This is a genomic window from Paenibacillus sp. FSL H7-0756 (genome assembly GCF_038006765.1).
Lineage (GTDB): Bacteria > Bacillota > Bacilli > Paenibacillales > Paenibacillaceae > Paenibacillus_AQ.
The window spans coordinates 1265622-1291799 of record NZ_JBBOVT010000003.1 but is presented as its reverse complement, the minus strand read 5'-3'; the positions used below and the strand labels follow the sequence as shown (position 1 = coordinate 1291799).

Annotated in this window: 16 protein-coding genes and 1 riboswitch; of the genes, 2 read left to right on the top strand and 14 right to left on the bottom strand. The window is 54.4% G+C overall.

Annotated features, from left to right (window positions below):
- Window positions 1-7: 7 nt before the first annotated feature.
- The 5 genes from NST04_RS31570 to NST04_RS31550 all read right to left on the bottom strand — a co-directional run bounded on the left by NST04_RS31570 (window position 8) and on the right by NST04_RS31550 (window position 9164).
- Window positions 8-4171, bottom strand: a complete 4164-nt coding sequence (locus NST04_RS31570; RefSeq protein WP_341187752.1) for a fibronectin type III domain-containing protein — start codon at window positions 4169-4171, stop codon at window positions 8-10.
- A 13-nt stretch (window positions 4172-4184) separates the two neighbouring features.
- A riboswitch (cyclic di-GMP riboswitch) is annotated at window positions 4185-4286 on the bottom strand.
- 85 nt (window positions 4287-4371) lie between these two features.
- Window positions 4372-5589, bottom strand: a complete 1218-nt coding sequence (locus tag NST04_RS31565) for an MFS transporter (protein WP_341187751.1) — start codon at window positions 5587-5589, stop codon at window positions 4372-4374.
- An 81-nt stretch (window positions 5590-5670) separates the two neighbouring features.
- Window positions 5671-6216, bottom strand: a complete 546-nt coding sequence (locus tag NST04_RS31560) for a hypothetical protein (protein ID WP_341187750.1) — start codon at window positions 6214-6216, stop codon at window positions 5671-5673.
- A gap of 130 nt (window positions 6217-6346) precedes the next feature.
- Window positions 6347-6766, bottom strand: a complete 420-nt coding sequence (locus NST04_RS31555; RefSeq protein ID WP_036696710.1) for a DUF350 domain-containing protein — start codon at window positions 6764-6766, stop codon at window positions 6347-6349.
- 31 nt (window positions 6767-6797) lie between these two features.
- Complete coding sequence (locus NST04_RS31550) at window positions 6798-9164, bottom strand: endonuclease MutS2 (protein WP_341187749.1); 2367 nt, start codon at window positions 9162-9164, stop codon at window positions 6798-6800.
- Window positions 9165-9316: 152 nt separating this feature from the next.
- Between NST04_RS31550 and NST04_RS31545 the strand changes: the two genes are divergently transcribed.
- Window positions 9317-9664, top strand: a complete 348-nt coding sequence (locus NST04_RS31545; RefSeq protein WP_036696706.1) for a phage holin family protein — start codon at window positions 9317-9319, stop codon at window positions 9662-9664.
- A gap of 43 nt (window positions 9665-9707) precedes the next feature.
- Here NST04_RS31545 and NST04_RS31540 read toward each other — a convergent pair whose 3' ends face one another.
- Entirely contained in the window at window positions 9708-10829 is a 1122-nt protein-coding gene (locus NST04_RS31540) for a GGDEF domain-containing protein (protein WP_341187748.1), read from the bottom strand.
- A gap of 265 nt (window positions 10830-11094) precedes the next feature.
- Here NST04_RS31540 and NST04_RS31535 point away from each other — a divergent pair, with 265 nt between their 5' ends.
- Complete coding sequence (locus NST04_RS31535; protein ID WP_341187747.1) at window positions 11095-11481, top strand: cupredoxin domain-containing protein; 387 nt, start codon at window positions 11095-11097, stop codon at window positions 11479-11481.
- 722 nt (window positions 11482-12203) lie between these two features.
- Here the strand turns inward: NST04_RS31535 and NST04_RS31530 are convergent.
- The 8 genes from NST04_RS31530 to pheT form a co-directional block, all read right to left on the bottom strand.
- A complete protein-coding gene (locus NST04_RS31530; protein ID WP_341187746.1) occupies window positions 12204-13397 on the bottom strand; it encodes a sugar ABC transporter permease in 1194 nt (397 codons plus the stop codon).
- 2 nt (window positions 13398-13399) lie between these two features.
- Window positions 13400-14911, bottom strand: a complete 1512-nt coding sequence (locus NST04_RS31525; RefSeq protein WP_341187745.1) for a xylose ABC transporter ATP-binding protein — start codon at window positions 14909-14911, stop codon at window positions 13400-13402.
- A gap of 87 nt (window positions 14912-14998) precedes the next feature.
- On the bottom strand, window positions 14999-16054 hold the full coding sequence (gene xylF / locus NST04_RS31520) for a D-xylose ABC transporter substrate-binding protein (protein WP_341188115.1): 1056 nt from the start codon (window positions 16052-16054) through the stop codon (window positions 14999-15001).
- 237 nt (window positions 16055-16291) lie between these two features.
- Window positions 16292-17872, bottom strand: a complete 1581-nt coding sequence (locus NST04_RS31515) for a helix-turn-helix domain-containing protein (protein ID WP_341187744.1) — start codon at window positions 17870-17872, stop codon at window positions 16292-16294.
- Window positions 17873-17908: 36 nt separating this feature from the next.
- The gene (locus tag NST04_RS31510; RefSeq protein WP_341187743.1) at window positions 17909-19342 is read right to left on the bottom strand and encodes a sensor histidine kinase; all 1434 of its coding nucleotides are present in this window, start codon (window positions 19340-19342) and stop codon (window positions 17909-17911) included.
- Window positions 19339-20328, bottom strand: a complete 990-nt coding sequence (locus NST04_RS31505) for a sugar-binding protein (RefSeq protein ID WP_341187742.1) — start codon at window positions 20326-20328, stop codon at window positions 19339-19341. Before NST04_RS31505 ends, NST04_RS31510 begins: the two co-directional genes overlap by 4 nt.
- A 506-nt stretch (window positions 20329-20834) precedes the next feature.
- Entirely contained in the window at window positions 20835-23300 is a 2466-nt protein-coding gene (locus NST04_RS31500; RefSeq protein ID WP_341187741.1) for a hypothetical protein, read from the bottom strand.
- A 204-nt stretch (window positions 23301-23504) separates the two neighbouring features.
- Entirely contained in the window at window positions 23505-25949 is a 2445-nt protein-coding gene (pheT, locus tag NST04_RS31495; protein ID WP_341187740.1) for a phenylalanine--tRNA ligase subunit beta, read from the bottom strand.
- Window positions 25950-26178: the final 229 nt, after the last annotated feature.

Below are 26178 nucleotides of genomic sequence, written 5' to 3'. Positions count from 1 at the left end.
ATTAAATCTACTCTATGGTATAGGTTACTTTAGTAAATTGATTCGTCTTCGCATTGAAAATAATCGTGTTCATCGCAGCCTTATTGCTCATTTGTACGCTGAAGACAATTTTCCCCGGTTCAAACTGGATTACATTCACTGGTGTTCCTGCTATACTGCCAATCTCAAGCTCTATGTCCGGGGTCTCTGCGCGCAAATCCATGACTTCAAGATCATTGGCATTATAGGTGACTGTAACTCTGCGCTCGGATTTGTCACTTTTATAAGGGATGATCATTACAAAATTAAGCTGAGTATCCTTTTCCGGCTTGATCGTTACTGCAGGAGTCGTTGTTTTCTTCAAAAGCTCTGACCAGTCGCTGGTGGCTCCTGCATTCTTAGCCCGGACACGATAAGCGTGCATTGTATTGGGCTCAAGTCCGCTGTGTGTGTATTCCAACTGATTGGAATTCGAAATCACTTGTCCATCTACTTCCAAATCATAGCCGGATGCACCATTCACGGAATCCCAGGCAAGCTTGACCGAATTCACAGTAACTTCGCCTCTAAAATTCTTAGGCACCTCTGGTGCTGTAACCCCAGTTACAATCGTAGTCCATTCACTCCAATCACTTACGACCTGAGTGTTCTTGGCCCGTATCCGGTAATTGTGCTTAGTGTTTGGCAGCAATCCGGTGTGTGTAAAAGTTACCTTGCTACCATTGTCTATAATTGTACCGTCCGCTTCAATTTCATAGCCGGTGGCTCCCTTAACGGAATCCCAGGATAATCGGATTTGATTGCTCTTGGTCTCAGTCTTTACGTTTCCCGGAATCCCGAGTACGGTTGAAATCGTCAGCGGTTCGCTCCATTCTCCAAGGAAGCTTCCCTGCTTCGCTCTGACCCGATAATTATGCCAGGAATAGGGTTCTAATCCAGTATGCTTATAGGATAGCGATTCTTCGTTATTCAGAACTTCACCATCTACCAGGAGATCATAGCCGGTCGCACTCTCTACCTTATCCCACGTAAATTCAATACTTGTATTCTTGGCTAAGGCCTTCAGATTAGAGGGTTTGCCGAAGGTAGTGGTTGCAGATACGTATCCGCTCCACTCGGCAGCTCCCGCCGCATTTAAAGCTCTTACCCTATATTTGTGGGTGGAGAAGGGTGCCAGCTTCTTATGGATGTAGAGGTTATCCGTAACATTAAGAATGGTTGCCCCATCCAGTTCAATATCGTAACTTAGCGCACCTGCAACTATGTCCCAAGTTATTGTAATTTCGTTGCTCTTCGCTGAAGTCTGAATATTAGCAGGAACGCCGGCATGAGTGGAGTAAACCATCGTTTGGGTCCAGCTTCCGACTCTCTCATCATTCTTCGCCCGCACTCTGTAGGTATGCTCTGAATTCAATGCTAGCTGTGAATGTGTGAATTCTAGCTTCAATTCATTATCCAGAACGTCTCCATCTACCTCGATGTCATACCCCGTTGCTCCGGTAACTGGGTCCCATGCCACATGCACAGAGCTTCCTTCCACTTGTGCTGTAAGATTCTGCGGAACTCCAGGCAAAGTATGCACGGTGATGGTATTGCTCCATTCACTGATTCCATCATCGTTCTTAGCTCGTACACGATAACTGTGCTTACTGTTAGATTGGAGACTTCCATGTATATATGAATTATCCAGGATGTTATTATTTACGGTTCCGTCTACCTCCAAATCATAGGAGGCGGCTCCTGATACAGCATCCCAGTGCAAATGAATTGACTGCTCGTCTGCCGTTCCCTGCAGCTTAGAAGGTACTCCAACCAGAGTAGTCTTCGTAACCACTTCACTCCATGCCCCTGCTCCGCTGCTGTTCACCGCCCGGATTCGGAATACTTTGGGCATGTTCGGATTCAGATCAGTCTCCTGGTAAGTTAGCACGGCTCCTATATTCTTCGTACTGTTATTAACCTCGATTTCATAACTGGAGGCACCGATGACCGGCTCCCATTCGAGAGTAATGGTATGGCTTGTTGCATTCATTTGAATATTCAGTGGTGCAGCTGGCAAGGTCCAATAAGATGAAGTGATTGACCACTCCCCTTTGATGTCGCCACTGATTGCCCGGATACGATAGAGATGTTCAGTTCCCGGACTAAGCTCCCCCTTGGAAAAATCAGGTTCACTGCCGAGGACAGTAACCTCCTTATCGAATTCCACTTCATATCCATCTGCATTAAACAAAGCAGGCCAGTTCAATGTAATGGCTGAGTCTGTTGCACTAGCATTTATTGCTGGTATAGAAAAAGGTCTTAAAGATACAGAGGGAATCACTTCACGGGTCTGTTGCTCGCTCTCCCACGATAAGCTGGCCTGAGGATTCCCCATATCATTAGCGTATTCCATCTTCAGGTCATATTTTTTCCCCGCTTCAAGCTGGATGGTGCCTTGCTCCACATGCTGCTTCGTTGTCCAGGCATCCACCAGGAGCTGATCATTCACCCAGAGTCTGACTCCACCTGACGTTCTGGCGGAGAAGGTATATTGATCTGTATAGTTAGGTTGAATTTGCCCTGTCCATCTTACTGAGAAATGCTGGTCTGCTATCCCCGGCACACCCAGAACAGGTGGGCCAGCCAAAGAAATAGATTCATCCACCTTCACGGCCTTCTTGCCCGTAAAATCATTGCCGCTGTAATACTCGGCCTTAAGGCCCGACAGAACATACTTCAACAATGTACGTCCAGCTTGCTCATTCCCCGTATGTATTATAGGTCTTTGGTTCGAGATGACATTTCCGCCTACTGCAAATAATCCGCCTGTGGTGATATTAAGATGATTATTCACACTGACGTTGTCCCGGACAAACAGATCTCCCTGCGCTACATTTAGTTCTGCCCTTGAATTATTGGAAACCACTTCTCCAATAGACATTTCTTCGTCTACATTCATAGTTACCATAGTATTGATATTCATATTGCCTTGTACTACTATCCGTTCCGCGGATAGATCGAGCGAACCATTGTTATAGACCAAAGAACCTGCAAACAATTCATTATCTACATGTACATTGGAATTATTATTTAAATGCACCGTCCCCTGTACCCATAGATTACCTAGATTCTCATCTGGTACAGGGTTGATAACATTAACATCCAACTCCGTATTGGCATTTAATCCTCCACGGAGGATTAGCGACCCGTACACCGTTACATTCAGCTTCCGGTTCGTATTCATGCCGTCGACGATTACAATGACAGGCTGTTCTGCGCTTCCGAACGTCACGCTTGATTCTAAATTCAATTGTCCGACTGCAATAATTGCAGGCTTCTTGCCGCTGGAGCGGATAGAGCTTTGAATAGCTTCAATATCCGAATTTCCTATTGCCACTGCATGTTGGCTAACCTGCTGTATTTGTTGTTCAATAGATTTTATTTGTTCGCGGATATGGCGGGAGATTTCTACCTGCAGGCCGTTCACCCTAATAAAAGGCGGAGCGTTGTGTATGTTGGTCATGCTTCCCGATAGAAGAACTTTGTCACCAACAACCTTATTGGGTTCAAAGGGCATACTTATTTGAGGCGGTATCAAGGCGGGAGTGTATGTATTAACCAATGAAAGTTCTATGCTATTGAGAGCCGTCTCCATTCCAGCAGCATTGATTTGACTTAACGTGAGTCTTCCATCTTCGACAGCAACCTTCTTCTTGACTGTTCTATGCTGCCCTGCTTCAAGAGTGAGTCCGTCCATCACTTTGATATTCTCAACAGAAAGGGAGTTGTTGCTGCTATATACAGAGTCACCTACGGTTACCGAGACTTCATAAGTACCATTGTCTAGTGCAATTTCCCATTTTCCATCCGGATGGATTCGTGTAAGGCTACTTATGCCGGAGTCATCGTATGTATCTCTTGAGACTGTTGCATCGGTATGATCCATGTTCCAGCCGTAGGAGTATTGGTTTTTGACGCTAAAAACGGCTCCAGAATCTGCAAGCTCTCCGTCCTGTACAGGGGCTTCTTCGGGCTGAAACCGGATCCTGAGAATACTGTCCTGTGCGGAAATTTTCATCCCTGAGAATTCTACAAAAGGTGCAAGAATTTGAGCCAAAATGATAAAACACAGTACCTTACATATAAAGCTTTTCCTATTTGTCATAAAAGACCTCCGCTCATTTAACACTTCAATTAAAAAAGGGCGCAAAAAAACCACCGGAAAGAGCGGCCCGGCTACCATTCACAGATGGGTATCTCCCGCCCTGTGGTAAGGCCCGTGGCTTTGCGTCCCTGACTTTCGTACAGGTTTGCCTTTTTAGTTCTAATGGTTAAATTCATGCGAAATCATTTTGAATTCACTTCAAATACAATCTGTACTTACCTTGGCAATAATACCCTATATTTGAATCATATAATATTGTTATTTCTGTGAACATTTAAACCCAGCATCTTCCGCACCACCACCCAGCTCCCCAGCGGCGCCGCACCTAGCAGCAGCATAAGCAGCGTAATGGTCTGCGGAGATTGGTCCAGTGACAGCACGGCGATGAAGATCAGCAGACCAAGGAGGCGGCCGCTCATCAGGCTAAGCTCTCTTAGCACTACCAATTCCACGCGTTTGCCGGCGCTCTCCTCGGACACTCCCATAAGGTCGAAGCTGGTGGACAGCATCGGCAGCATGTAGAGCGGCAGGCAGAGTGAGGTCCCGATTCCCATGATCAGGAGGGTGGTAAAATTCACCTTCCACAGCAGCGGAAGAAGGAAGGCGATGAGCAGCAGACTGCCTGCCAGCATACCGCCGAGCCGGGCACGGGGCTTGAACCATCTGCCGGCCGCATAATAGCTGATCAGGGAGACGGCGGAGGTCAGCAGGGCGAACTGTCCCAGCTTGCTCTCCTCCTGTGCAGCAATGTAGACGAGCAGACCGATCAGGAAGGAGAATACGCCTTCCCGGATACCCTGGAACACTAGCGCCGCCGCAACTGGCCGCCAAGGACTGCGCCTGCGGGTAAGCTCGCGCCAGGGCTCCAGCCAGAGATAGGCTTCGCCGCGCGGCCGTTTGCGCAGCCAGAAACTTAGCACAGCAGCCACCCCATAGATACATAAAGACAATATGAATACCATACGGTAGCCTTGTCCGCCTTGCCAGCGGGAGATCATCCAGCCGGACACCCAGGGGCCGGCTATTCCCGTCAGGGAACCCAGCAGACCCATCCACCCGTTATAGAAATCGCGGTTCGCAGCGTCCGTAATCTCGAAGAAAACAATGTTAAATGCCAGCCAATACAGCCCGATGGATAGCCCGAGGACCCCACCCAGCGGCCAAATATAATGCACTGCTTCTTCGCGAAGCCACAGCACCAGCAAATAAAAAAAGCCCGATACGGCAATTCCCAGCCGCAGGGCATTCATTTTGTTATGTTCTTTCACCCACTTGCCGCCCAGCCAAAAGCTGAGACCCACGGCAAGCTGCTGGGCCACGGTGAACCAGCCGATCATGGCGAAGTTCTGCCGGCTTTTCCACAGATATACGTTGAGGAACGTCCCTGCAAGCACTGTAGCCAGAAGGTATAGCCCGCCTACAGCCAGCAGCAGCGCCGCCTGTCCCCGTTCTGAACCTCTCATGCTTAACCCTCCCTGCTCGTCCTAAGACACTTCATCTATAACTAACATGTCCAGACGGCAGGGAAAGCATGAATCCGATATTTATTCGGCTGCGGTGCTGAGATTGCGGACAAGCTGGATACGGTCTTCCTGCGCCAGACTGTGCTGGACATGGAAGCAGGAAGGGCATACGTACAGATTCAGCGCGAAGGGAGGCTTCAGCACGGCTGCGCCGCCCAGCGCTTCCGGCGTTGCCGGGGTGAACCCGTTCACCTGCTGCGTACCGGAGTGAAGCATCAGCTCATGGCATTGCGGACATTCCGGCGCTTCCAGCTGGGCAGCCAGAATTGCCGAGACCTTGTCCTCATAACGCTTCAGGTCATAATCGTCACCGAACTGGGTCAGCGTCCCCCATACAGGCACCACGCTATCCTTGTCGTCGTCATCCCACAGATTATCGTCGCTGATCTCTTCTTCTCCGGAAGCTTCCGCCGTATCCGGCTCTTCATCCTCCAGATCCTCTGCACCTATTGTCACTGTGCGGTAACCGCTAAGCTCGTTGTTGCAATGAGGACAGGTATCCTCGGGTCCAAACTCCTCATCCCATACAATCTCGGTATGGCACCATGGGCAAACTGTTGTCTCCATCTGTATAATCTCCTTCGCTTACTCACATTCGGTTCAATTCACCGTTAAATATATAATGCCGGCCGCTACAAAAGCCAGGGCTGAAAAAAACAGAATCCGAATCAGCAGCTTCATCTCCCTGCCCCCTAATTCAGAATATGGCCGCGCCGATAACATAGGACAAGGATATGGAGAGCAGCATGGCTGTCAATCCTACCGCCCGGTTATCCGCAGCAATCTCTTCATCAATTGAAAAGACCGGAGTAAAAAACTCGAACAGGAAGTAAGCCAGCAGCAGCAGCAAAAAGCCTACAACCGACCATTTCATCGTCTCATAGATCGATGCCCCTGCTTCAATGCTGAAGCGTAAGATGTTGCAGATTCCGAAGATTTTGCCTCCGGTTGCCATAGCTACGGCCACATTCCCCTTGCGGATTTCTTCCCAGCAGTTGTATTTCGTCACCATTTCGAAGAAGGACAGAAAGACGACCAGCCCCAATATGGCGACAGTGAAGTAGCCTAGCAGCGCCCCCAGCGGATGTTCCAGCAAAAGATCAATATTATCCTGCACTCTTTTCCCTCTTTCTGCCGGACTAAGGGCGTTACTCCAGTTCAGCTACCGTCACACCCGCGCCGCCTTCATTGTAGTTCCCGAGCCGATAGCTTTTGACATGCTTGTGCTTGCGGAGGTATTCCTGTATTCCTGTCCGCAGGACTCCCGTCCCCTTGCCGTGGATAATGGAGATCTGCCCCAGATTGCCGAGAAAAGCTTCGTCGATGAAGCGGTCGGTCTCCATAATGGCTTCCTCCAGGTTCGCACCGCGCAAATCGAGCTCACTACGGATATTCTCATCGCGTGTACGCTTGACCGTTGTGGCCCTGCGCAGAGCCGGAGGAGGAGCATCCGGTGCGGAGGCCAGGAATTCCAGATCACTCAGATTGACCTTCATCTTCATGATGCCGAACTGTACAACAGCTTCCTTGGTACCGCTCAGCTCAACCACAAGGCCCTTCTGATTCACATTCGCTACCTTAACTTCATCCCCTGGCTGAATCTTGCGCGGCGCCTTGACCGTGCTGCGCGGCACAGCCTTCTTGCGCGGTGCAGGCTCTGCTTCATCCAGCCGGCGGCGCGCTTCGATCAGCTTATGTTCCTTGACGGATGCGCCTTCCTCCAGCGCCAGGCGGCGCAGGTCGCTGATAATCTCTTCAGCTTCCTTGCGCGCCTTGGCCAGAAGATCGCTGGCATCCTTCTCTGCCTTCTCCAGACGTTTGTCGCGTGAGCCTTCGAGCTTCTCCAGCTCCTGCTGCTGCCGCTTGCGGAATTCTTCCGCTTCGCGGCGAATCTCTTCCGCCCGTACGCGTTCGTTCTCTGCGGTGAGCCGGTTCTCCTCAAGGGACGCAATCATATGCTCAACGCGCATATCTTCTTCCTTCACTTCGCCGCGCGCATGCTCAAGGATCGCGCTTGGCATCCCGAGGCGTTCAGCAATGGCGAACGCATTGCTTCGTCCAGGCACACCGACCAGCAGCCGGTAAGTGGGACTCAGGCTCTGCACATCGAATTCCATGCTGGCATTAATAACGCCTGCCCGTTCATAAGCGTATGCCTTCAGTTCACTGTAGTGTGTAGTGGCAACCATCCGGGATTCCGTCCGGTGAATATTCTCCAGAATGGCTATCGCCAGTGCGGAGCCTTCGGCCGGATCTGTTCCTGCACCGACCTCATCGAGCAGAATCAGACTCTTCGGTGTCATCCGCTTCAGAATGGATATAATATTCGTCATATGGCTGGAGAAGGTACTGAGGCTCTGCTCAATGCTCTGCTCATCGCCGATGTCGGCGTAGATCGCATCGAAGACACACAGCTGGCTGCCTTCCTCGGCCGGAATGAAGAGGCCAGACATCGCCATCAGGCTGAGCAGGCCGATCGTCTTCAGGGTCACGGTCTTCCCGCCCGTATTCGGTCCGGTCACAATGATGGAGCGGTAATCATTGCCCAGCTCCACATCCAGCGGCACAACCTGCTCGGCCGGAATGAGCGGATGGCGGCCCTTACGCAGGCGAAGGTATCCGCGGTCATTCATCCGCGGCTGGGTAGCCTTCAGATCGCGTGCAAGACGCGCCTTGGCGAAGATGAAGTCCAGCTCGCCGAGAATGTCGATATCATACGCCATCTCCTCGGCAATATCGCCGACCAGCGCAGTCAGCCGGTGCAGGATGATCTCGATCTCGCGTTCTTCGCGCAGCCGCGTCTCCCGCAGCTTGTTGTTCATCGCCACAATGGATTCCGGCTCGATGAACAGCGTGGCCCCTGAGCCCGACTGGTCGTGTACAATACCGCCGAAGTGGGCGCGGTACTCCGCCTTGACCGGAATGACGAACCGGTCACCACGGATCGTCACCAGCTGATCCTGCAGCATCTTCGAGACCGAAGACGAGCGGATCATCGAATCCAGCTTCTCACGGATGCGTGTCTCTCCCCCGCGCAGCTCGCGGCGGATGGAAGCAAGCTCCGTGCTCGCCGAATCCATAACATCGGCGTTCTCGTCAATACACATGCGGATGGCATCCTCTACATGCTTCTGCTCCGACAGCAGATCACTCTGCGCGAATAGCGCAGGAATGCTCTCATCGTCATGCATGGCATGGAGGAAACGCTTGACCCGGCGGGCCCCGCCAATCGTGTTGCCTACCGCAAGCAGCTCTGCTGTGCCCAGCATCCCGCCAATTGATGCACGCTTCAGCGCAGGCCGGATATCGGTCACGCCGCCGAATGAAGGAATTCCCTTCAACCGGTCCACATTTACCGCCTCATCCGTAGCCTGCAGGAGCTTCTTCACCCCTTCGAAATCACCGGAAGGCTTCAGGAGCTCGGCGGTCAGCCGTCCCATCGGCGTCTGCGTATACTGCATCAATTTATTTAAAATCTTGCGATATTCAAGCGTATGCAAAATTTTGTCGTCCAATTACTGTCACAGCTCCCTTCATAGATGGAACCATTATACCTAATTTAGCCCATTTTCGCTATTTGGGTATGATTTCTGGGCATAGAAAACCGGCTTCGGGCCACAATAACAACGCACATGTCCTTAAGCGAACGCCAAAGGAGGTTAGTTCATTGAGATTCTTAGCTCATGTAGTACGGTTCGTGGTCGCAGCAATCGTGCTGATGGTGGTCGGCTGGATTGTTCCGCAGTTCACGGTCGGGGGATTCTGGAGCGCATTCATGCTTGCTCTGGTGATCGCTCTGCTCGGCTGGGTCGTTGAAGGCATTTTCGGCAAAAAAACAACGCCCTTCGGACGCGGTATCGTCGGCTTCCTGGTCAGTGCCCTGGTCATCTGGATTGCCCAGTTTGTCGTCAGCGGTGTCAGTGTCTCGGTGCTTGGTGCCCTGCTTGCCGCACTGGTCATCGGGATCATCGATCTGTTCCTGCCGGTATCCACTCCGTTTGAAGCAGGCAAATAACGGCCCAAGGCACGTGCAGACAATGAAACCCCCAGCTCCCGGTCTATATCGGAATTTGGGGGTTTTCTGTAAGTTTATGTCCTTTAACGGAAGTGACTGCAGAGGTCACTACAGCATTTTTCCCGCCGCGCTTGGCTGTATACAGCGAATCGTCCGTCTTGCGGAACAGCAGCTCCTTGCCGTCTCCAAGCTGGTAGTGACACAGTCCGATACTGACCGTAATGGGTTTGTTCCCGGCATACGGATGGCACATGGCAGCAATGCTGATACGCATTTGCTCGACAGCAGCGTAGGCTTCCTGGAAGCTTTTATCCGTAAAAATCACTGCGAATTCCTCCCCGCCATACCTTGCCGCAAAATCATTCAACCCGATCAGGCTGCTCATCTTGGCCGCCACCTCCTTGAGCACAAGATCGCCCACCCAGTGTCCGTATCTGTCATTGACCTGCTTGAAATTATCGATGTCAATTAACGCAAGCTGCAGCCTCAGTCCGTTGTTCTCACACTGCTCCAGCAGCGAATCCAGGTATTCATGGAATGTCTTGTGGTTATACAGGCCGGTTAACGCATCTATCTTCAGCAGCTTGTCCGAGATCGCCCGCTCCACCATCAGCTCCTGCTCCGACTTGGTGAGCTGCTCCAGATATTCGCGCGTCTCACGGCCACGGAGAATCACCGCCTGCGCAGTCAGGGCAAAGACAACATACACACACTCCACCAGCACAAACTCCAGCAGCGGCTTACCGAGCAGCGTCCGTTCAAGCCCAAAGTAGACGCCTGCGTAGAATGCAATACTGAATGCCCCAAGCGAGTACAGCAGCCGCTGGTCGAAATAGATGAGGGCTAGCATAATGGGCATCATCAGTGCCATCTGGGCACCGTCTACATAAGGCTCCAGCACAAAATACATCAGATAGGAAACCATGAAGCTGCAGACCACAACCGCCTGCTTATGATAACGGAGCGAGCGGCGCAGCCAGACCTCCGCAGAAGCCATAGTCAGGATAATCATCACATTGCAGACTATGAATAGATGCCCGTTGCCGGGACTGAATATCGTCTGCATCTCATCAGAACGGGAGTACAGCATATACAGGAACTGGGCGAGCAGCAGACAGAATACGATGATCCAGTAGCCATACAGTATTCTCCGGTGCCATCTCACTGCACTTTGCAACGCGTAATCTATAATGATCTGACTCCCCTGCTTCTAGCCGGATCTTCTAGCCGGATAATATGAAGCTTTAATTATATTAGGCTTAATTATAATTAATTTTAAACTCTTTTGCATCATATTTTTGCAAAATTCGACAAAGTTTGCAGTGGTGGTGACGGCAGCGGTTGGAGTCTTTTATATAGATTGATCAAGACAACTTGACCGATTTAGGCTATGCTAAGGTCAACTGCCCAAGTAGATGAGGAGGATGCACATGATCAGGAAGTCGGCTATTCTATGTTCTATTATATTTGCGCTTCTGCTAACGGCCTGCGGGGGGAACAGCAGCAATTCTGACAGCGCTAACAATGCAGCTGCCGGGAGCAATCTGACGGCGGAGGAAGAACTCGTGATTACGGCCACCAATTATAGCTTTGACCAGCCGGAGTACCATTTGAAGAAGGGCGTCCCTGTCAAAATCATCTTCGAAAATGAGAGCGGCAATCACGGCATACTGGTCCCGGAGATGAAGCTGCGGCTGGACGCCAAGAATTCCTCGCAGGTGGTGCTGCCCGAGGAAGCCGGAACCTACGAGATGACCTGTGCCATCATGTGCGGCTCCGGCCACAGCGGAATGACTGCTAAGATTATTGTGGAATAGCGGGATAATTAACCGAGTGGAATAACCCCGCTTTCGGCGGGCTCAGAGGAATTTATCCCTTTCATTTCCTTCATTTGCTCGTTAGCCAATTTTCAAGTGACTCAGGGGCAATTGAGGGGCACTAGTGCACCTCATTGGCTCGTTATTGCCCTCATCTGAGGGATTCAGGTGTATTAGTGCACCTCATTTACTCGTTTGGCCGTCATGCGAGGAATTCAGGTGCACTAGTGCACCTCATTGGCTCGTTATTGCCCTCATCTGAGGAATTCAGGGGCACTAGTGCACCTCATTGGCTCGTTTTGGCCCTCATCTGAAGAATTCAGGGGCACTAGTGCACCTCATTGGCTCGTTTGGCCTGCACTGGGCTCTTTCACCTGCGCACTGGTATATTATATTCGGTTTTTCGCATACATCCCGCCCACTCACCCCCGCACGACACATTATTTTCGGTTTTCCGCATACATTAGCCCACGTACCCCCTTGCCAGTAATGATTGTGTTCGGTTTTTCGCATACATCCCGCCCACTCCCCCTCGTCCCGGCACATTGTGTTCAGTTTTTCGCATACATCCTCCCTGCAAACCTCCACACACCTGCACATTGTGTTCGGTTTTTCTTAGCCGCATAGTATAGTTTCCTGCTACAACAAATAAGCCGGAAGGGGCAACATCCCTGCCGGCTTATTTGCTCTGTATGCTTAAGCAGCTGCTACAGCCCCTTTTCTTACTTCACACCCTTGCTGCGGCCGGAAATGTCCAGCCAGACGGCGATGACCAGGATGGAGCCTTTGACCACATACTGCCAGAACGACTCCAGTCCCATCAGCGACATGCCGTTATCGAGCGAGGTCATGACCAGCGCCCCGATGAGCGCGCCGATGACCGTTCCGGCTCCGCCCATCAGGGAGGTGCCTCCGATCACACAGGCGGCAATGGCGTCCATCTCGGCCATATTGCCTGCGGTAATGGTCGCCGAGGCCAGGCGGGAGGTCAGCACGATGGCGGCAATGGAGCCGAGCAGGCCGCTGAGGATGAAGACCAGCATCGTCTTGCGCTTGATGTTGATCCCGGAGAGCCGCGCAGCCTCAATATTGCCGCCGATAGCATAGATATGGCGGCCGAAGGTCGTTTTGGTGGACAGGAAGTAAAAAATAGCCGCCAGCACAATAACGAAGATGATTGGGAACGGAATGCCTTTGTAATTGTTCATCAAGGCCACGAAGACTACCACCAGCAGGGACAGTCCTGCTACCTTCGCGATGTCCATACCGAGCGGGGCGACGGTGAACCCGTATTTCTTACGGGAGCGCCGCTTCGTGAACGCGCTATACAGCAGCAGAGCCACTGCGAGCACACCCAGAATGATGCCGAAGCCTGAGGCAAAATAAGCATTGCCGAGCAGCGCCAGCACCGGATCCGATACTGGAATGGTCATCGATTCGGTCACGCCCATCAGCACCCCGCGGAACACCATCATTCCGCCGAGGGTGACGATGAAGGCGGGAATCATTTTATAGGCGACCAGCCAGCCCTGCACCAGACCCAGCACCGCACCGGCGGCCACCGTGCCCAGAATCACTACAATCGCGGGAAGCTCCAGCCAATTGCTGAGTATCGCCGCCATCCCGCCGGTCAAGCCGACGATGGAGCCGACGGACAGATCGATATGGCCCGCCACGATAACCAGTACCATGCCAATGGCGAGTATAGAGGTCACCGACATCTGCGTGAACAGATTGGACAGGTTCCGCGAGGTCAGGAAGGTAGGATTCAGCACGCCGAACAGGACCCAGATCAGAATTAATGCGCCAATCATCGTATAGGCACGCATATCCATTTTGCCGAACAGGGTACGCATGCGCGATCCTCCGGCGGCCGGAACCGCTTCAGGTTCCTTAAGCTCTTTTTGCAGCTGCATCTCTATTTACCTCCTGTGGCGGCCAGCATAATATTCTCCTGCGTTGCTTCGCGCCAATCATATTCCCGTACCAGTTGTCCTTCGCACATCACCAGAATCCGGTCACTCATCCCCAGTACTTCGGGCAGCTCGGAGGAGATCATAATAATGGCTACTCCCTGTTCAACCAACTTGTTCATCAGGTTATAGATTTCGTACTTCGCCCCGACATCGATGCCCCGGGTGGGTTCGTCCATAATCAGAATCTTGGGGCCTGTCATCAGCCATTTGCCGATAACCACCTTCTGCTGGTTGCCCCCGGAGAGTGTGCCGACCAGTGTCTCCAGCGAAGCTGTTTTGGTTCTCAGATCCTTCACGTACTGCTCGGACCACTTAATCTCCTCATTCTCATTAATGACTCCCAGCCTTGAAACCTTGCCGAGTGTGGCTAATGTCGTATTGCGTTTGACGTCCATTCCCATGACCAGTCCCTGGCGCTTGCGGTCTTCCGTGACCAGGGCAATTCCGGCCTTGATCGCTTCGGCAATCGAACGGATCTTGACGGCCTTGCCTTCGATCAGCACCGTGCCTTCGCTTCTTCCCCCATACGCGCCGAACAGGCTGCTGACCAGCTCTGTCCGTCCGGCCCCCATCAGCCCGGCAATGCCCAGAATCTCGCCTTGACGGAGCGTGAACCCAATATCCCGGAGCACCTTCTGCTGACGCTTCTCCGGGTGCCAGACATTATAATCTGCGACCTCAAGCACCTTGTCCCCGGGTGAATGCGGGACGCGCGGATAGCGCTCCGTCAGCTCACGGCCAACCATCAGCGAGACCACCTGGTCGTCATTTGTCGCCTGGCGGTCCAGAGTCGCCACTGTCTTCCCGTCCCGCAACACGGTGATGGAATCGGCCAGCGCGAACACCTCGGGCATTTTGTGCGAGATATAGACACAGGTCACGCCTTCGCGCCGCAGCTGATTCAGAATGCCCATCAGGATGGACACCTCGCTCTCGGTCAGCGCCGCTGTTGGTTCATCCAGAATGAGAATCTTGGTATGCTTGGAGAGCGCCTTGGCGATCTCCACAAGCTGCTGCTGGCCGATGCCAAGATTGCCGATCTTCGTATCCGGCGACAGGTTCAGCCCCACCTTCTTCAGCCACAGCGCAGCCTGATGATATAGCTCATTCCACTGGATCGCCCCGCGCTTCACCGGCTCTGCCCCCAGGAAAATGTTCTCACCCACCGTCATCTCCTTAACAAGCGCAAGCTCCTGGTGAATGATGGAAATCCCAGCGTGCTCCGCATCGGTAATTTTGTGGAATGCCTTCTTCTCCCCGCCGATGCGGATCTCGCCTTCATATGTCCCCGCAGGATACAGTCCGCTCAGCACTTTCATCAGCGTGGATTTGCCTGCGCCGTTCTCCCCGCATAAGGCGTGAATCTCCCCTTGCTTCACCTTGAAATTCACATGGTCCAGCGCCTTCACGCCGGGGAAGCTCTTGCTGATCTCTACCATTTCAAGTACATCCATGCCTGCCGTTCCTCCTTCCGGCCCTCAAGCAGCAAGCAGATGCGGGTTCGCCACTGGCGCCGCATCTGCTTGCCGTACAGGCTGCCCTTATTGTTTCGGCCACTGGTCCTTGGGAACGTTTTTGTACACATCCTCCAGCTTGTGGAAGCCGTCCTTGATCAGCACATCCAGGTTATCTTTATTGACGGCAATCGGATCAAGCAGCACGGATGGAACATCAATTTTTCCGTTGTTAACGGTCTTATCTGTCGAAATAGTCTCGCCCTTGGCAGCCGCCACCGCCATTTCCGCCGCCTTCGTGGCAATCGCATTGATCGGCTTGTAGACCGTCATTAGCTGTGTGCCTTCGGCTATACGCTGTACCGCGGCAAGGTCCGCATCCTGGCCGGATACCGGAATTTTGCCCGCCATGCCCTGCGCCGTCAGCGCCTGGATTGAGCCGCCAGCTGTCCCGTCGTTCGCCGCAACCACGCCCTGTACATCGTTATTGTTCGCGGTCAGCGCATTCTCCATATTCTTCAGCGCTTCCTCGGGCTTCCAGTCCTTGGAGAACTGGTCGTAGACGATTTTGATATCGCCCTTGTCTGCCAGCGGCTTCAGAATATTCATCGCGCCTTCCTTGAACATGTGGGCATTGTTATCAGTATCCGCGCCGCCGATGTAGACAATGTTGCCCTTAGGCGCCTTGTCGATGACTGCCTGAGCCTGGAATTCACCAACACGTACATTATCGAAGGAGATGTAATAATCCACCTCGGAATTGTTAATCAGCCGGTCATAGGCAATGACCTTGATACCTTCCTTATGCGCCTTATCCACGATCGGAGCCGTAGCCTCCGCATTATGGGCAATGACCACGAGCACATCCACACCCTGGGAGATCAGTTGCTCCGCCTGGCTTAGCTGGGTAGCATCATCCCCGTTTGCGGCCAGCACCTTCACTTCTCCGCCAAGCTCCTGCACCTTTGCTGTGAAAATATCCCGGTCCTTCTGCCAGCGCTCCTCCTTCAAGGTATCCATGGACATGCCGATGACAATTTTGTCCCCGTCCTTGGCCGCTCCTGCAGATTCCTTCTTCTCGTTGTCACCGCTGGAGACCACACCACAGCCCGCCATCGATGCCGCCAGCACCATCGCCGCCATCCCGAGGAAAATTGCTCTTCCGTATTTTCTCACTATTGCTACGCCCCTTTTCGTTAGCTTTATATTTGATTGCGCTTACAAAAAAAGTGTAGCATGGAAAAACCGCCCCGGGAGCAGCGATTCCCTGCACTTATTTGCCCTCCACCCGCATTCTTGGTCTTGCCTGCTGTAATGTAATTCTCCGCCCCGGCTTTCATAGGATAATCCGGGGCAACAGCATAAAAAAGTCCTTGCTACTCAGCAAGGACCCGATTTCTCCTGCTGCTGGCGGAATTCGCTTGGCGTCATCCCCGCAGCCTTCTTGAAGACCCGGCTGAAATAATTCGGGTCTTTATAGCCTACTTCATAGCAGATTTCCTTCAGGTTCAGCTGATCCTCAGCGATCAGGCGTTTCGCTTCATTAATCCGCAACCGTGTGATGTAGTCAATAAAGGTCTCCCCCTCATGCTGCCGGAACAATTTGCTGAAATAATGCGGGCTGAGGTTCACATATTCAGCCGTCTGCTCCATGGAGATATCCTCTTTATACTTCTGGCTGATATAGAGCAGCGCCCGCTGATGCACATGGGACCGGTGATGCTCCTGCTCCTCTTCCAGGCCATCGATCAGCCGCTCCAGCCAGGACTCCGCGCTTAACCGCAGAGCGCGCGGATCTTCCGCTGCGTTCAGCGAAGCCAGCAGCTCCGCGCCGGTTGTGGAGTGAACGCCTCTGGCCAGAAACAGCAGCAGGCCGGTTACCTCCCCGCGCACGGCAGACAATGTCTGCTCCCCTCCCTGCTCGAAGGAGTCATACAGCAGGCTGAAGCGCTGGGCGGCCTCCTGCTTGCTGCGCTGGAGCAAGGCGGTAAGCAGCTTCTTCTCTTCATCCAGCGGGACCGCCGTCTGCCCCGAGCTCTGAATCATATCATCGTAATGATGCACACCGGATGAATGCTGGTGGTCTGCACATACCCGGACGGCTTCGCGGTAAGAGCGGCTAAGCCCGTCCCAGCCCTCGCGGATCGAGCCGATGCCGATGCCTAGAGGCAGGCCGAAGCGCTCCCGGGCATAGGTGCGGAGCCGCTCCCCCCAGTCCAGCGAGCTGACACGCTGGGAATATCCTGTCCTCCCCGGCGGCAAGGGAATGAACAGCGCCAGCTGATGCCCGGCCAGCGGTCCGGCGAGGCAGCCCAGTCCTGTTTTGGCAAACTGCTTGAGCGCCTCATAGATCTCCCGCTTGGACTGCCGGAATGTCTCCCAGCCGCTCTCCCCGTGCCGGGGGAAGGACAGGACCATCGCGTAGCCCTTGCTGAAGTGCAGCTCCAGCAGCCCGGCCAGCTGCTCCGGTTCCAGATCCTGCACATGCTCCAGCATCAGCATCAGAGTCAGCTCATTCTCGGCCAGCGGCAGCAGATGGGCCAGCTTCTCCTGCAGCTCCAGCTGTTCATTCCTGCTCCGCCGCTCCTCCTCAATGACCGCCATCAGCTTCCGCAGCACCTCCGCAACCTCTTCCCGCCGGGCCGGCTTCAACAGATAATCGCGCACCCCCAGCAGCAGCCCCTCCTTGGCATACGCGAAGTAGTCATGGGCCGTAATCATCACAATCTGCGCCGCCGGAAGCTTCTCCCGGATCTGCCGCACCGCCTCCAGCCCCTGGATACCGGGCATCTTAATATCCATGAAAATCATATCCGGCCGGTGCTCCTCCGCCAGCTGAATCGCCTTCCGCCCGTTCCCGGCATGCAGGAATTCGAACTTGTCCGGGATCAGATGCCGGATCATCAGCTCCAGCCCCTCCCGCTCCAGTGCTTCATCATCTGCGATCAGCAGCTTGTACATCGTTATCTTTTCCCCCTTCACTTCAGGTGAGTGCCTCTAGGCCGAGGTCCGGAAGGGCAGCCGGAACAGCACCGCCGTCCCCTGCCCTTCACTGCTGTTGATCTCGATGAGCTGCTGGCCGTCGAAGAATAAATGCAGTCTTTTAAAAACATTATGTGTCCCAAGCCCGGTAGACTGGCCCTTCCCGCTGGAATGCGGCGCCTCCTGCTGAGTCGAGCCCATCAGCCGGGCTACCGTCTCGCGGTTCATGCCCGCCCCGTTATCACTGATCACAATCTCCACCTGCCCGCTGCGGTAACGGATCGATAGCGTAAGTATAGCCCCCTCCTCCATCTGCTCCAGACCATGAACGAAGGCATTCTCGAAGATCGGCTGCAGCGTCAGACACGGCACCATCCCGTCCATCGCCTCCTCATCAATCTCCATCTCAAAAGCAATCCGGTCCCGGAAGCGGGCCCGCTGGATGTTGATATACTCATTCACATGCTCGACCTCCTCGCGCAGCGGAACGGCCTGGTCCAGCTTTTGCAGATTATAGCGGAGCATACGCGAGACCGACACGGTCAGATCACTGGTTCTCGCCGCCCCTTCCAGATACGCAAGCTTGGCGATGGAATTCAGTGTGTTGAACAGGAAATGCGGATTGATCTGGCTCTGCAGCATTTTCAGCTCCAGCTCCTTGACCAGCCGGTCCTTCTCCGCACTCTGAATGTTCTCCTTCATCAGCTCCTGGATATTATCAATCATCCCGTTAAAAGCGCGGCACAGTATGCTGATCTCATCGTTATTGACGCTCTCCGGCGCCTTGGTATCCATCCGTCCCTTCGAGATCTGCTTGGCCGTTGCCACCAGGCGGCGGATCGGTCCGGTAATGCTGCTGGACAGCCAGACCGCCATACAGATACTAAGCAGCGCCGCAGTAATCACCAGCAGACTGCCCATCCGGTTCAGCTTCGCTGTCGTGGACATGATCTCCGCGTAGATCGGCTTATATTGGTCCAGCTCCAGATCAACCAGCTCCTGAGCCTCCTCGCGGATGAACCGCTGCGTCTGCTCCGCCTCGATATAGGCACCTGCCAGCGAATTCGCATCCTGTCCGTCAATCTCCGTAATCATCTGACCCGCCTGCTCCACAAAAGTATCAATAAGGTGGCTGTAGTTCATCAGCGGAAGGCCGCTGCCCCCGATGGTATTCATTCCGTCCAGCCTGCTGCGCAGCTCCAGCACCGCGCCCAGATGCTTTTCCACCTCCGGGAAGCTGTCCGTATCCACCTGCATAATGAAGCGGTTCAAGGAGCGCATATTCTCGCCGACCTCATAGGATACCTCCTTATACAGCATGATCCGGTTCATCATCAGATGGTAGCTCTCCTGCACATTCTTCCCGCTCTGGAACAGTACGAAGGAGACCGAGCTCATCAGCAGCACCAGCAGCGGAATGCAGATCAGCAGCTTCACTCGGATACTCATAGGCTCTCCCCCTCCTGCACATTGGTCTTATCCAGTACCTTCACTCCTGTGTAGTACCGGGGCTGCAGATGGGCACCATTAAAATACTCATGGAGCAGCCGGACCGCCATATTCCCCATCAGGTAGGGCTGCTGTGCAACAGTCGCTGTGATTGCTCCCCGGCTGATGGCATCCAGCGTCTCCGCCTGGTTATCGAAGCCGATAATGGTCAGCGGACCGCGCTTCAGGCTTCTCGATGCTTGGAGTACACCGAGCGCGTCCGTTGAACTGGTGCCCACCATTACATCAATCTCCGGATGATACCTAAGCATATCCGCCGCCTGCTGGATTGCTTCCATATGCGAGATGTTGGAGCTGCGGACATCGACAATCTCCATGCCGCCATAGTCTTTCACGATATTCTTCAGCCCGTCCAGGCGCTGAAGCTGGTTCTTGGCCAGCTCGCTGCCGATGATCACACCTATTTTGCCCTTCCCGCCAGTCGTCTTCACTACCATGCGTCCCAATGCCTCACCGGCAGCTACATTGTCGGTCCCCACATAGGCCAGTCTCCGGCTGGCGGGAGCATCCGTGTCAATCGTGATCACCGGAATCCCCCGGTTCACCGCCTTATCAATCACCGGCGTGAACTTCTCGTCGTTGAGCCCCTGCACGATGATCGCATCCGCCTGGGCGGCAATCGCTTTTTCCAGCAGACTGATCTGCTCTTCCATGTTGTTGCGCACCGGTCCCGTGAATTCGATCTCTATCCCGTATTTCGCTGCAGCCTCCGCGGCCCCCTTCTCGACCATCTCCCAGTACGGGTGGTACCGCTCCTGCTCGATCAGCACAATATGATATCCGGGCTTGTCCTGAATCGGCTCCCCGCTCAATTCCTTAACGATATTGCCCATCCGGGCGGAATGATGCGCAAAGCCTATAAACAGATATGACAGCAGCAAAAAAAGCACAATAACCCCTGCGCCGCTGACCCATTTCTTATCCATCCCGTTCACCTCAACCAACATCCTACCCCGGGTTGTAACCGGTTGCAATACTTATTATGTCAAAAGCACTTGTTCTCTTCATCATGAGCTGTTATCGTCAAGTGTTGCACATTTTGCAGGATTTCTAACGGATTGCAGCTTGAGAACGCCGAATGTTGCACATTATGCAGGAATGTTACTGGTGGAGCGGGTCATTGGCATTGAGATGTTGCATTGTAGGCAGGATTTCCCGCAATTAGCTGCTTCAGAGGTACGAATGTTGTATTTAGTGCAGGATTTGTGCAAGATGGTAGCCTAGCTATCTTCTCCACTCAACCCTTCTCATCGCCAACTTTTCTTCCATTAGAAATTACTTCTATCCATTACTTCACTCCAGCCAACTCTAGAACAGCAGCCCTCCCTTGCAGTCCCACTAAGGATGAATCCGTCCCCCGTCCCTGCACAGCAGAAAAAGCCGTTCTAAGCATTCCTGCTTACAACAGCTCTTCCTGTGATGCATCCGCCATTCAACTGTCCTGTTCGATCAGTTGAATCCATTCATTATATTCACTCTGCAGCTTGGCATATTCCGCCTGCAGGCTGCGATGCTCCTGGGACAGCTTCTCCAGCTCCCCCTGCTGCAGCTCGAACTGGGCCTGTACCAGCCGCAGCTGGCCTTGGACCATCTCATAGCTCTCGCCGATCTCATCCAGCCGCTGCTCTGCTTCGGTGCGCGAGCGGCTGACTGATTCCGCCTGAGCCTCGGCTTCCCCGGCCTCCTGCTGCCAGATCTCAATCTCCTCGCGCAGCTGTGCTTCCTGCTCGTTCCACTGTTGCTCGCGCTGCAGAAGCTCCTCATATTTCTGCTTCCAGGTAGCTTCGTACTCCCGGGTCTCGCGAAGTGCTTCCTGCTGCTCCATCGCCGTAGCCGCAGCTTCACGACCTGCCTCATACAGCTCTTCCAGACGCCGCGCAGCTTCCTCGCCTTCGGCTTCCAGCAGCTCGCAGCGTTCCTTCAGCTGCTCCCCGTCCTGCAGAATCTCGTCGTACTGGGCGATCAGCTCCTCGTAACGGCCGCGCAGCGCAGCCAGTTCCTTGCGGGCTGCCTGTGCCGCCTCCTGCTGAACGGCAAGCTCCTGCTCCGCTTCGGCACGAACCCGCGCCTCTTGATCAAGCTGCTGAACCATGCCGTCTGCCTGTCCGCGAAGAGTCTCCACTTCGCGCTGCAAGGCTGCCGACTTCTCTCCCTCTTCCAGAAGGTTCATCTCCAGCTCGCTGATATCCTCCATATGCTTGTTCGCACGCTCCTGCCAGGACGCCGCTTCCTCTGCCGTACGGTCGAATTCGACCTGTGTACGGCTGAGCTGATCTGTTGTCTCCTGCAGCGATGTACGCAGTGCTGCCGCTTCTTCCTGCGTCAGCTCATAACGCTGGCGCAGCCCTCCCAGCTCATCGTTCAGCAGATTGCCCAGCTCCTTAGCCGTGTGCAGCTCCTCCTGCGCTTCGCTTAGCTTGCCTTCTAGATCCCGCAGTTCGCTGCGGATCTCTACCGCCTCGCTCTGCGATGCCGCAACCTGCTTACGCAGCTCATCCAGCTCTTCGTTTAGCAGGTTGCCCAACTCGCTCGCCGTGTGCAGCTCTTCCAGCGCAGCGCTTAGCTTGCCCTCTGCGTCCCGCAGTTCGCTGCGGAGCGTTTCCGCCTCGCTCTGCGCAGCTACAACCTGCTGGCGCAGCCCTTCCACCTCTTCGTTCAGCAGGGTGCCCAGCTCGTTCGCCGTGTGCAGCTCTTCCAGCGCAACGCTTAGCTTGTCCTCTGCGTCCCGCAGCTTGCTGCGGAGCGCTTCCGCCTCGCTCTGCGAAGCCGCAGCCTGCTTGCGCACTTCCTCCAGCGCCGCACTCTGCTGCTCTCCTTGCTCAGCGGCAAGCTTAAGCTCCTCTCCGAGCTGCTCCTCCCGCTTCAGCACAGCTTCGTACTGCGCCAGCAGCGTCAGCCTCGCATCGCGTTCGCCCTTCAGCCCGGCCTCCGCTGCCCGCAGCCGGGACTGGAGCTGCCCGGTTCCGCCGCGCAGCTCGCCAAGCTGCTTCTCCAGCTCCTGAAGCTGCTGCTTGTGCCGGTGCTCCTGCGTCCCCTGGGACTGCCGCAGCTCCTTGGTCTTGGCCTGCTCCTTCTCAAGCGCTTCCCGTTCCCCGGTAAGCTCACTTGTGAGCGCAGCCTTGGTATCAGCCAGCTCCTTGCTGAGCGTGGAGCGGATCTCCACGATCTCGCTGCCCATCGTCTCCCGCGTCTCATGCAACTCCTGCTCCAGAGCAGACAACGTCTCTGTCTTCTCGCGGGTCAGCGTCTCGCGCAGCTGCTCCAGTTCCTGCTGATGGGCAGACTTCATCTGTTCCAGTTGCTGCATCCGCATAGTTTCTGCGGCCTCCAGCTCCTGACGTGCTGCCTCGCGGCTTGCAGCCTGCTCTGCTTCATGACCCTCACGCAGCGCCTTCAGCTCATCCTCGCGCGCCTTCAGCTCCTGCACCAGCTGCTCGCGGGCAGCGTCCGCCGCCTGCTTCTCTTCCTCCAGCAGCTGGGCATGCAGCTGCCTCTCCTGCTCCTGCTGCTCCAGATGCCTTGAGCGTTCTTCTTCGGCGGCGGCAACCAGCCGCGCAGCCTCTTCCTTCGCTGCGGCTTCCAGCTTCTCATATTCTTCCTGCTGTTCACGCTGTGCTTCCTGAAGGCGTGACACCTCCACGCGAAGCTCAGTGCGTTCACCGGTCAGCATATTCAGCTCATTCTTGAAATCCTGAACCTGGATTGCCTGCTCTGCCATATGTACAGCTGTAAGCACCGCAATCCGCGGCGTATCCAGTCTGGAATGTGATTTCGATATTGCACGCATATGCTCATCGACATGACGGGCGACCTGTTTCATATATTCTGTGCTGCTTCCGACAAGCTTGTAGGAAGTTCCGTATATCTCCACGGCGACACGGGTCCGGTCCATAGCCACAGTTGTGCCCTCCTTTGTATGTGTGCGGATTCTAAGTTGGTTTCTTTGCTCTTACTCCTATTGTAGCGTGATTTCCTGACCTTTGGCAAAAGCACGCGTCCATTGCATTTATTTGCATGTTCCTCCGCACTTCACATAGGTACAGAAAAGCCGCAGCGAATCTCTGTTTCTAAATGGATTCGCTGCGGCTTTGCACAATTCCTGCTATTTTCTTAATTCTGCACCAAAAGTTTGTTCAAGCGCAGAGACCACTTTGTCATGCACTTCCACAACCTCTTCGTCAGTCAGCGTATGCTCGGTGTGGCGGTACAAGAGCGACAGGGCAACGCTCTTCTTACCCGCCTCCATCTTGCCTCCTGTGTAGATATCAAATACCTGCACATTTTGCAGCAGAGTACCCCCGTGCTCACGGATCGCCGCGATCAGGTCGCCTGCCGGAACCGCGTCATCCACTACCACCGCAATGTCCCGTTCCATGCCCGGGAAGCGGTGAAGCTCGCTATACTGCAATTGGGCACGCGCCGCATCATAGAGCGGCTGGAGCAGGACTTCGGATACGTAGGTATCCTCCAGATCCATCCGGCGCTGCAGCTCGGGATGAAGCTGCCCCATCGAACCGATCTTCACACGGCCCTCTGCCTGAAGCAGATAGATGGAAGCAGAGCGTCCCGGATGATAGCCTTCAGGCGCGTCCCCTTCATAGACTACGCGATCCGTAAGGCCCAGATGCGCAAATACAGTCTCCAGCGCCCCCTTGAGGTCGAAGAAATCCACCGGCTCAGCAGCCACGTTCCATTGCTTGGCTGCACGCGTACCGCTCAGCAGCAGCCCCAGCACCGGCAGCTCGCTCGGCTGGCGGGTAAGGACTTCTTCTTCTGTGAAGAACACATTGCCGATTTCGAACAACGCCAGATCGCCTTGGCGGCGGTTCGTGTTGTAGAGGGCAATGTCCAACAGCTGCGGCAGCAGGCTGGTACGCAGCACGCTACGCTCCTCGCTCATCGGCATCGCCAGCTTCACTGACTGCTTGCCTTCCGCCAGCATAGGGAAGAGCTTGCTCTGCTCCGGCTGGATGAAGGAATAGCCCATAACCTCCTGATATCCGCCCAGTGAGAGCAGGCGGCGCAGCTCGCGGCGCAGGGACTGCTGTCTAGTAAGCGCACCAGGTGTTGTTGTGCCTTCGATCAGGGTGGTCGGAATGTTGTCATAGCCGTATAAGCGGGCGATCTCTTCAATCAGATCCACATCTTGCGTAATATCTCCGCGCCGTGTCGGCACCTCGACCTCGACGATTCCCTGAGCCGCATCACCGCACTTGAAATGCAGACGTCCGAACAGGGTTTTCACTTCCAGCAATGACAGATCTGTCCCGAGATAGCGGTTCAGCTTCTCCAGCGATAATTGCAGCACTTTCTCCTGACCAGCGATACTTCCGGCCTGGACGATCCCTTCATGCACCGTTCCTCCGGCATACCGGGCAATCAGTGCAGCCGCGCGGTTAAGCGCAGGTATGACCGCATTCGGGTCGACTTCCTTCTCGAACCGTTGGGACGCTTCTGAGCGCAGACCGAGCTGACGCGAGGTCTTGCGTACCGTTCCGCCATCGAATTTGGCTGATTCCAGTACGATATTAACGGTGTCTGCGGTAACCTCTGTTGACAGTCCGCCCATCACTCCTGCCAGGCCAATTGCGCCTGAACCGTCGGCAATGACCAGCATCTGCGGCTCAAGCTTGCGCTCTTGGCCGTCAAGGGTTACCAGTCGTTCCCCTTCACGGGCAAACCGTACACCGATGGTTCCGCCCTGGACTTGCCCGCCGTCAAATGCATGCAGCGGCTGTCCGTATTCCAGCATCACATAGTTGGTAATATCCACGATATTGTTAATCGGACGCACCCCGGCCGCCATCAGGCGGTTCTGAATCCACAGCGGGGACGGCGCGGTCTTCACTCCGGCAATATAACGCACGGCATAATGGCTGCAGAATGCCTCATCCTCAATCGTAACCGTAATGGAGTCCGCAGCCTTGCCGCCCGTTTCCACGAGCTCTGCCGCCGGATCAGCCAGCTTCAGCTCACGGCCCAGCACCGCGCTTACCTCATAAGCGGCACCGATCATGCTCAGACAGTCGGAACGGTTCGGTGTCAGATCGAAATCAAGGATTTCGTCATTCAGTCCGAGCACCTTGAGAATATCCTGGCCCACCTCGGTCTGCTCCGGCAGCACCAGAATGCCCTCCTGCAGCTCTTTAGGCAGCAGCTTGTCGTTCAGGCCCAGCTCTTTGGCCGAGCAGATCATCCCCTGCGACAGCACGCCGCGCAGCTTGGCTTTTTTGATTTCCAGGCCCGGCAGCTTGGCGCCCACCAGCGCGACCGGTACCTTCTGGCCCGCTGCGACATTCTTCGCTCCGCAGACGATCTGCAGATCCTCGCCCTGCCCGGCATCGACGATGCAGATATTCAGCTTATCGGCGTCGGGGTGCTTTTCTTTGGATTTCACGTAGCCGGTCACAATCCCGGAAATCCCTTTGTTGCGGCGTTCTACTCCGTCAATCTCGATGCCGGCGGTGGTGATTTTGTCCGCCAAGCTATCTGCGGTAACCCCTTCCAGCGATATATAATCGGCCAGCCAGGCGGTTGATACTTTCATAATCGCACACTTCCTTTTTGTTTCAGATGTATTGATCTCCATGGCGGCCTGCGCTTCGCGCACGGAAGCGGATATACAACAAGCCATAGTGCCAACTTCGTCCTAACCCAAATTCCTGTATTCCAGTGTACCTCCAGAGAAGTTTTGGACTTCCGGCCGCTGTTGTCTGCAGATTTCTTGATTTATCCCGTTTTTAACGGTTGAAATCCGCAGACAAAGGCGGTCGCTA